The organism is Pontiella sp., assembly GCF_041622395.1.
Classification (GTDB): Bacteria; Verrucomicrobiota; Kiritimatiellia; order Kiritimatiellales; family Pontiellaceae; genus Pontiella.
In genome coordinates this window covers 1-8,395 of record NZ_JBFJYW010000171.1, presented here as the reverse complement: position 1 = coordinate 8,395, position 8,395 = coordinate 1, and the positions used below count along the sequence as shown (strand labels likewise).

Sequence of the window (8,395 nt, the reverse complement as noted above, 5' to 3'; positions counted from 1 at the left end):
TCCCACAACCCGCAGACCCCAATCTTCTACGACCTCTGCGACGAACTCGGCATGTTGGTGATGGACGAAATTTTCGACGGGTGGAAAAAGAAGGCCGCGCATGACTATGGCCGGTCCTTTTTCAACGAATGGTGGGAGCGCGACCTGACCGATTGGATCAAGCGCGACCGCAACCATCCGTCGGTCGTGATCTACAGCGTCGGCAACGAAACCAACGGAAAGGTCGGCCAAGATCTGGTGGCGCGTTGCCACGCGCTGGATCCCACCCGCCCGGTCACCTCCGGCCATTCCGGCTCGGAATACATGGATGTGTTCGGCGTGAACGGCGGTAGCGAACGGGTGGGCTGGTTCGATGACTTGAAAACCGACCGCGTGTTCATCGGCACGGAAAATACGCACACCTGGCAGGTGCGCGGGTTTTACCGGACGAAAACCTGGTACCGCGACGGCCTCAAGCGCGGCGTCTATGAAACGCCCGACCTGACCGAGGTCGAAGTGTTTACCCACGATTGGACCGATGCCGCCGGACGCGCCAACCGCAAGCAGGTGTTCAACTCCAGCTACGACAACGCGACGGTGCGGTTGAATTCGCGGCAGAACATCGAGCAGCTGCGCGATATCCCGAACTATGCGGGCTCGTTCCGCTGGACGGGCTACGACTACATCGGCGAAGCCAGCTATGTCCACGGCGGCTGGCCGTTCAAATCGTTCATGGGCGGGGCCATCGACATGGCCAACTTCGAGAAGGATCTGTTCTATCTCTACCAAAGCCAGTGGACCGACCGGCCGATGGTTCACCTTCTGCCGCACTGGACGCATCCGACCATCGAGCCGGGAACGGAGATTCCCGTCTGGGTCTATTCCAACTGCGATTCGGTGGAGCTGTTTTTCAACGGAAAGTCGCTGGGCAAGCAGCAGCCGGGCAAGGCCTGGGATAAAATGCAGTGCCAGTGGCTGGTGCCGTGGGAAGCCGGCGAGCTGAAGGCGGTCGGCAGCCAGGGCGGCCGGCCCGTGGCGGAAAAAACCGTCCGCACCGCGTCGGCCCCGGCCCGCATCGCCCTTTCGATCGACGGCGCCCCGTTGGCCCCGGAAGGCAAGGATTTGGTGCAGGTCCGCGTAACGACGCAGGATGCCGGCGGCGAGTTCTATCCCTATGGCGAAAACCGCACCTTCTTCAAGGTGATCGGCCCCGGCAAGATCCGCGCCTTGGACAACGGTAGCCCGATCGATGTGGAAAAGCATTTCGAGGCGCAAAGCCGCATCGCCTTCTACGGCCTCACCCGCGCCTATGTCGAAGCGACCGGCGAAGCGGGCGATATCGTCCTGCTGGCCAGCGGCATCCTCGGCGAAAAGAAGCAGGTTTCTTCCAACCAGGTGAGCATCGATGTGCGGCAACTCGCCTTGCGCGGCAATCCGCCCGCCGCATCGGTCGAGGTTTTCTATACGACGGACGGCGCCGCGCCGACCGTCAAGTCCACCCCCTACACCGGGGCGTTCGCCGTGCCCCTGGGCACCACGGTGAAGGCGCTGGTGGTGGTCGACGGCAAACCGGTCCAAACGCTGGAAGAGCGCTTTGCGGCGGACGAGGGCTTTGTCTGGACCGGCGAAGTTGCCGCGGCCAATGCCGGCGGAGACCAGGCGGAAGACGCCAAGTTGAGCCGGGCCAAGGTCAGCGCCAAGGGCAAGGGGTTCCATGGCAAGGGCTACGTCGATTTTGGAAGCACCGTTGGCGCCTACGTTGAATGGTACCAGGAAAACGACGGCGATGCCGGGACGGCCGAGCTGGTGATCCGCTACAGCGGCAAGGGCCCGAACCGGGCCGGCCGCACCATCAAGCTGACGGTCAATGGCCAGGTGGTTGAAGAAAAACTGATGTTGCCGAATGCCAACGACTGGGGCACGGATTGGAAGACCGTCACGGTCGAAATTCCAATCAAGCGGGGGGCCAATACCATCCGGCTCACGACGGTTGAAAACGGCGGAATGTATATTGATGAAATTTCGGTTCGATAACCGAAGCATTGCGGGAGAGTAAAATGATGAAACGAACCATTGGCTGGTGTGCCGTTGCAGGGCTGGCACTTTCGGCCCAGTCGGCGCTGTTGACGCAAAACGATTGGGAAAACGAACGGATGATCGAGCAGGGCAAACTCGGGGCCCGCGCAACCTCCTATTCCTATCCAACCGAGGCGGATGCCCTGAAGGGCGACCGTGCGCAGGCGCGCATGCTTTCGCTCAACGGCGACTGGAAATTCAAGTTCACGCCCGATTCGAAGGATCGGCCGACCGATTTCCACCAAGCGGGATTCGATGCCGCCGGCTGGGATTCCATTCCGGTGCCGTCGAGCTGGGAGCTCAAAGGCTACGGCCAGCCGATCTACACCAACGAAAAATATCCCTACACCCCGAACCCGCCGTTCATCGACCGCACCAACCCGGTCGGTTCCTACCTTCGCGATTTCGAGGTGGCCAAGGAGTGGAAGGATCAGCGGATCATCCTGCATTTCGGCGGCGTCTCCTCCGCCTTCTACGTCTGGGTGAACGGGCAGCCGGTCGGCTACAGCCAGGGCTCGCGCCTGCCGGCGGAGTTCGATGTCACCGGCATCGTCAAGCCGGGCAAGAACCGCGTCGCGGTCCAGGCGTTCCGTTGGTCGGACGGCTCCTACCTCGAAGACCAGGACATGTGGCGGCTGAGCGGCATCCACCGCGAAGTGCTGTTGCTGGCCCAACCGAAAATCGCGATCAACGATTTCTTCGTGCGCACCGACTTGGACGAGAAGTATGAAGATGCGCTGCTGCGGATCCGCCCGCGGATCCTGTCGGACGCGCTGGACAATTCCAAGGGCTGGAACCTCTCGGCCCAGCTCTATGATGCCGACGGCAACCCCGTGCTGGAAAAGCCGCTGCGCAGCGGGGTGCATAAGATCCTGAACGAAAAATATCCGCAGCGCGACAACGTGCCGTTCGGCCTGCTGGAGGCCAAGGTGGCCCATCCCCGCAAATGGTCGGCGGAAGATCCCTACCTCTACACCCTCGTTTTCTCGCTGACCGGCAAGGACGGCAAACTCAAGGAAGCCCGCAGCTGCAAGGTCGGCTTCCGTTCGGTGGAAATCAGCGATCGGGGCGAAGTGCTCGTCAACGGCGTGGCCGTCAAGATGATGGGCGTCAACCGCCATGACCACGACCACATCGAAGGCAAGGCGCTCACCCGCGAACACTACCGCCGCGATGTGGAGCTGATGAAGCAATACAACTTCAACGCCGTGCGCACCTCGCACTATCCGAACGATCCCTATTTCTACGAAGTCTGCGACGAGTACGGCCTCTATGTGATGGACGAAGCCAACATCGAGTCGCACGGCATCCGCGGCCTGCTGGTGAACAATGCATCCTGGCACTATGCCATCAACGACCGCGTCATGCGCATGGTCGAACGCGACAAAAACCATCCGTGCGTCGTCTCCTGGTCGCTCGGCAACGAATCCGGCTACGGCCCGATCCACGCCGCCGCGGCCGCGTGGGTGAAGGATTACGACCCGACCCGCTTCGTCCACTACGAAGGGGCGCAGGGCGATCCCAACCACCCCGATTACAACCCCGAGGGCGGCTTCGAGTCGCAGAAGTGGGCGTTCATGGCCAACCCGGACGACCCGAAGTGGGTCGACTGCGTCAGCCGCATGTATTCCACCGTCGCCCAGCTCAAGGTGCTGTCGGAAACCGAGCACATCAAGCGCCCGATCGTGATGTGCGAATATGCGCACGCCATGGGCAACTCGCTCGGCAACATGACCGACTACTGGGACCTCATCCGCTCCAAGCCCAACCTGATGGGCGGCTATATCTGGGACTGGATCGACCAGGGCGTGCTGACGAAAAACGCCGACGGCGTGGAATACTATGCCTACGGCGGCGACTTCGGCGACGAGCCCAACAGCAAGAATTTCTGCTTCAACGGCATTCTCAATTCCGACCGCACGCCGGGGCCGAAAATCTTCGAGTGCAAATACCTCTTCCAGCCGGTGGTCGTCGAGGCGGCCGATCTGGACGCCGGCACGGTGAAAATCACCAACCGCTTCAATTTCACCAACCTGAAAAACTACGCCCTCCGCTGGAGTCTGTCCGAAGAGGGCCAGGTGGTGCAGCAGGGCGACCTCGGTTCCATCGATCTGCCCGCCGGCCAGAGTGTCGAGCTGAAGGTCCCGTTCAAAGTCTCCAAGAAAGGCGGCGAGCAGTGGCTGCGCATGAGCGTCCACGAAACCAAGGCCCAACCCTGGTGCGATGCGGGCTACGAAATTGCCAAGGAACAATTGCTCGTCAAGGCCGGGGTTGACGCGCCGAGCCTTCCGCAGGCGACGGCCGGCTTGTCCGTCAAAGACGGAAAGGATTCGATCGCCGTCAAGGGGTCCGGTTTTGCCGCAAGCGTGGACAAGGCCACCGGCGAACTGACGAGCTATGTCGTCAACGGGCAGGAGTGGATCAAGCGCCCGATGAAGCCGTCGTTCTGGCGTCCGCAGACCGATAACGACCGCAAGCGGACCGATTCCGTAATGAAGCACTGGCTGGAGCTCGACGGCAAGCTGGTCACGAAATCGGTGACCTTCGAAAAGCCGAACAAGGTGGTGGTGAAGAAGAGCGCCCCCCAGACCGCGCTGGAAATCTCCTATGCCTTCGGCGACGACGGTTCGGTGGAGGTCGGCATGGATCTGGATGCCGATCCGTCGCTGCCTTGGATGCCGCGTTTGGGCTTCACCCTCGGGGTCTCCGGCGGGTTCGAATCCACGCGATACTACGGCAAAGGCCCGTGGGAAAACTACTGCGACCGCAACGCCGCCGCCGAGGTTGCGCTGTATGACTCGCCGACCGCCGAAATGTATTTCGAGTACGCCAAGCCGCAGGAAAACGGTCTGCGCACCGAAACCCGCTGGCTCGAGCTCTCGGGGTCCGCCGGCAAGTTGCGCGTGGACTGCGCCGAGCCGTTCAGCTTTTCCATCTGGCCGTGGTCGGCGGAAAGCCTGAGCGCCGCCGATCATCCGTATGACCTCAAGGACCAAGGCTTCTTCACGCTCAACATCGACTACAAGCACATGGGCGTCGGCGGGCAGGATACCTGGACGCTCAACGCCTTGCCGCTGGAGCACTACCGCGTGCCTTCCGGAAAATACAAGTGGTCGTTCTTCCTGTTCCCCGGGAAATAATTCCAAAAACGGGAACCGCCTAAACGTGACGGGATGCGAACTATCGGCGCGGATTAAATCCAGGGTTCATCCGGAACCCTACCGCGTGGATGTTCCATCCGCGTCCGGCTTTGCGTTCATCCTGCAAAAGAACGGGGCGCTGCCGGGCGCGCGCTATGTTTTGGCCTTCCGGCAACTTGAAAACGAGATCGGTCCTGCGGAATTCCAGGACCTCCGGCGCCGGTTGCAAAAAGCCACCCAGGTGATGTGGCTGTTTCGGGAGGTTGGCCTCTACCTGATCCTTTGCGGGAAAAAGGAACTTTGGGAAAACCAAACCAAGCGGGTGGCTGCGGATAAAACCGGGCTGCACGGCGTGATCGTCAACGCGGTTCATTTCGTCGATCCCGAATCCCGGCAAGACCATCTCTCCACGTCATCGTGGGGATCACTCGAGTTCGGGGATGTGCGACGCATCGCGAAGGTGGTGGCAGAAGAACTGCAACCACCCGCGCCGGCAGCTTAAGCCGACGCCGTCGGTGACGGTCCTTTTGTGTTGGCGCTTTTAATCCGCATGCGAACCGTCCGTGTACAAACAGATCTTAACGTGGCGTGAACCCGCCGCACTTCAAAAACAACTGGCGCGTATCCCGTGTGCCCTGGAGCGGCGGCTCTACCAGACCGCGCTCGGCGGCTTCCGTACGGGGCGGCCTATTGCTTCCGGGTTTGTGTGTGCTTCGTGCCTTGGTCGCAGAGCCTGCGCCGCGCGGCCGTGGCGGCGGTTTTTAATGACCTTACGCGCCCCCTCGTTCCTCGGGAGGCGCGTTCTACACTCAAGATATATCCTGCAAATAGGCGGGCTCGGCAGGCTGCCCTTCAGACAACGGATTGGCATCCGTTGCCACGTAGCTCCGCATTCCGATGCGGAGTATCGACCGGCAGGCCGTTTATGCCGCGTGGATTTTGATGGCGACGGATGTCGCCTTGGGGGTCTTTGTTTCTTTGCGTTAAAATAGGCCGTGTAAATAAGACGAAGGCCGGAACCTCGCTGCTTTGCAACGGAGTTCCGGCCTTGCGGCAAACTCAATACATCAAGGGTCTACTTGTTCGGCTTCGCGTTCCGGATCCAACCCGGGTAGAGGTGGGTTTCCCCGGTGTTGCTCTGCTTGGCGCCGGGGGTGGAGCGGCCGTCGTCGATATAGCGCTGCGCCAACTGGGTCATGCGCGCGACCATTTCCGGATGTTCCGCGGCCACGTTTTTCGTTTCGGCGGGATCGTCCGCCAGATTGAACAGCTGCACCCATTGCTCCGGCATTTTGGCGTTGTCTTTCTGCTTGTTCGAGAGCGGCTTCGGCAGGCTCCATCCGCCGGATCCGGGGCAGAGGGCGAGTTTCCAGTCGCCCTGCCGGATGGCGAAGCTGCCGTTGATGGAGTGGTGCACCACCGCTTCGCGCACGGGCCCTTTCGCGGTGCCGAGCAGAATCGGCAGCATACTGACGGAGTCCTCCGCCGCGGTGTCGGCGATCGGTTTGCCGACGATGTCGGCGCAGGTTGCGAAGAGGTCGACCAGGCAGATCGTATCGTTGCAGACGGAGCCGGGCTTGATCTTGCCGTCCCAGCGGGCGAGGTAGGGCACGCGGTGGCCGCCTTCGTAGATGTCGGCCTTGTGGCCGCGCTGGATGTCGCTCGAATAGTGCTTGGCGGGATCGAACGGCTCGGCGTCGCCCATGCGGAACTCGATCATGTGGTTCGGGTCGCCGCGTTGGGCGGCGGGGCTGCACCCGTTATCGGCCGTCACGATGATCAGCGTGTTGCTGGCGATGCCCGCCTTTTCGACGCTCTTGATGACTTCGCCGATGGCCCAGTCGGTTTCCATGACGAAATCGCCGTAGGGTCCGAGCTCGCTTTTGCCCTGCCACGCCTTGGAGGGCGAGATGGGGGTGTGCGGGCTATTGAGCGGCATATAGAGGAAGAACGGCGCGGGCGTCTTGGCCTGCGTGGCGACGAATGTCGTGGCTTTTTCCACGAGGGTGGGCAGCACGTCGACGTCCTCGAAGTCGGCGTGCGCCGGGCCGGGGCGGTTGAAGGCCTTGATCGTGGTGCACTCGCCGACAAAGCGGTCGTTCTCGATCCAGATGTAGGGCGGCATGTCGAGCGAGGCGGCAATGCCCCAGTAGTAGTCGAAGCCGACCGAGTTCGGGCCGTTCTTGATGGGGCCTTTCCAGTCGACGTTGCATTTGCTTTTCAGTTCGTTCGGTTTCTTGGCCGTGCATTTTGCCGGCTTGCCGTCGGTGGTCGCGAAATCCATGCCGAGGTGCGACTTGCCGACCATGGCGGTGGCATAGCCGTGGCCTTTCAGGAAGGAGGCAACGGTCTCGCGGCCGGGTTCGATCAGGGCTTGGTCGAAACCGTAAAGTACGCTCTGCTTGAGGCGGCTGCGCCAGTTGTAGCGCCCGGTCAGCACGCCGTAGCGCGTCGGGGTGCATACCGCCGACGAGCTGTGCGCATCGGTGAACAGCATGCCGTCGCCGGCAAGCGCGTCCATGTTCGGCGTATCGAGCTTGCAGCGGTCGCCGCCGTAGACCTTGATGTCGCCGCGACCCCAGTCGTCGGCCAGAATGAAGATAATGTTGGGTTTATCGGCGGCGGCCGCGAGGGCCAAGCCGGCAATCGCCATAGCGAGAATTGTTTTCATGGATGCTCCTTTCGTAAGAAGTTGTAATATAAAACACACAAACATATAACAAACAACAATCGAGGCCTGAAAAATGCGCTCGGCCCCGCGTGCGGGATGGACCCGTTGCGAAGGCGTCCGTGTCCCGAGGGTTGTACCCTATACAACGTGTTTGGGCATCGATCTCGGACATGGGGCGGGCAAAATGGGGGCGAATCCGGATTCCGGATGCCTGGGCAAAGCGTGCGGACGGGCGAGGGGATGCGCGGCCCAACCGCGCGGGAACAAATGAACGGGGACAACATGGAAGGCGAACAACGGGACGATTTTAAAGAGAGCCGCTACAAGGTGCCCAACCTCGAGCGCGCGCTCGTGATTATGGAACACCTGCTCAACTTTCCGCAGGGGCTGTCGGTCACCGAGCTTACGGAGCAACTGGAGCTCTCGAAAAACAGCGTCTTCCGTATCGCCATGACGCTGCTGGCGCATGGGTACGTCGTGCGCGACGAGCAAAAGCGCTTCAGCCTCAGCAAAAAACTGCTGCTGATGG

Annotated in this window: 5 protein-coding genes; 4 read left to right on the top strand and 1 reads right to left on the bottom strand. The window is 61.3% G+C overall.

The window, feature by feature from the left end; all coding sequences use genetic code 11:
• The 3 genes from ABYO54_RS10680 to ABYO54_RS10670 all read left to right on the top strand — a co-directional run.
• On the top strand, positions 1–2,013 hold a 2,013-nt coding region (locus ABYO54_RS10680), incomplete at its 5' end, for a DUF4982 domain-containing protein (RefSeq protein WP_372808236.1).
• Positions 2,014–2,036: 23 nt separating this feature from the next.
• Positions 2,037–5,195 (top strand): glycoside hydrolase family 2 TIM barrel-domain containing protein, encoded by a 3,159-nt coding sequence (locus tag ABYO54_RS10675; protein WP_372808235.1) that lies wholly within the window; start codon positions 2,037–2,039, stop codon positions 5,193–5,195.
• An 85-nt stretch (positions 5,196–5,280) separates the two neighbouring features.
• The gene (locus ABYO54_RS10670; RefSeq protein ID WP_372808234.1) at positions 5,281–5,697 is read left to right on the top strand and encodes a hypothetical protein; all 417 of its coding nucleotides are present in this window, start codon (positions 5,281–5,283) and stop codon (positions 5,695–5,697) included.
• 573 nt (positions 5,698–6,270) lie between these two features.
• On the opposite strand, the gene ABYO54_RS10665 is transcribed toward ABYO54_RS10670, so the two are convergent.
• Positions 6,271–7,866 carry an arylsulfatase gene (locus ABYO54_RS10665; protein WP_372808233.1) on the bottom strand — a complete coding sequence of 532 codons (1,596 nt, stop codon included), beginning with the start codon at positions 7,864–7,866 and terminating at the stop codon, positions 6,271–6,273.
• Positions 7,867–8,133: 267 nt separating this feature from the next.
• Here ABYO54_RS10665 and ABYO54_RS10660 point away from each other — a divergent pair.
• Positions 8,134–8,395 (top strand): helix-turn-helix domain-containing protein (locus ABYO54_RS10660; protein WP_372808232.1); only part of this gene is annotated, 262 nt, incomplete at its 3' end.

Coding starts and splice junctions, on each gene's coding strand:
- ABYO54_RS10675 (WP_372808235.1), top strand. CDS start 2,037: ATGATGAAACGAACCATTGGCTGGTGTGCCGTTGCAGGGCTGGCACTT.
- ABYO54_RS10665 (WP_372808233.1), bottom strand. CDS start 7,866: ATGAAAACAATTCTCGCTATGGCGATTGCCGGCTTGGCCCTCGCGGCC.